Origin of the sequence: Janthinobacterium lividum, assembly GCF_011601275.1 — a bacterium.
Lineage (GTDB): Bacteria > Pseudomonadota > Gammaproteobacteria > Burkholderiales > Burkholderiaceae_D > Janthinobacterium > Janthinobacterium lividum_E.
This window is the reverse complement of record NZ_JAAOLY010000089.1, coordinates 1-255: the sequence shown is the minus strand read 5'-3', so window position 1 is coordinate 255 and position 255 is coordinate 1. Positions and strand designations below refer to the sequence as shown.

1 rRNA gene is annotated in these 255 nt (G+C 52.5%); it reads right to left on the bottom strand.

Annotated features, from left to right (window positions below):
- Positions 1-255: ribosomal RNA gene (locus GYK42_RS29015) — 16S ribosomal RNA — on the bottom strand; the annotation flags it as partial.

Sequence of the window (255 nt, the reverse complement as noted above, 5' to 3'; positions counted from 1 at the left end):
CTTTTACCCTACCAACTAGCTAATCAGATATCGGCCGCTCCACGAGCATGAGGTCTTGCGATCCCCCACTTTCATCCTTAGATCGTATGCGGTATTAGCGTAACTTTCGCTACGTTATCCCCCACTCCAGGGTACGTTCCGATATATTACTCACCCGTTCGCCACTCGCCACCAGAGCAAGCTCCGTGCTGCCGTTCGACTTGCATGTGTAAGGCATGCCGCCAGCGTTCAATCTGAGCCAGGATCAAAGTCTTC